Below are 329 nucleotides of genomic sequence, written 5' to 3' on the forward strand. Positions count from 1 at the left end.
TCTCAATTAATAAAAAGATTACTTCCGGAAAAAACAAACATGTGCAAGTAAAAAATACAAAGAGCATCATTCTTGGTCACTTCCATATACGCGAGCGTCAGCTCCTATTAATCATTCGTTTTTCGATATATTGTTACAAATTGATATGAGAAGTATTTTACATTTTGTAAATCAACAGTGTAATTTTCTTACTAAATTTGAACATATTCTCGGACGTTATACAAACCTCAAGATAAATGATACGATTCTGATTCCAAGTCTAATAGCCTGGGGGACAAACATGGGATTGTATAGAATGGGACAGGTTTCTGATATAGAATATTCAAAAT

The 329-nt window shown here is 31.6% G+C and carries 1 pseudogene; it reads left to right on the top strand.

The window, feature by feature from the left end:
- Positions 1 to 329: pseudogene (locus ACODS7_RS32905) on the top strand (Tn3 family transposase); the annotation flags it as partial.

It is taken from the genome of Bacillus sp. FG16 (assembly GCF_057809515.1).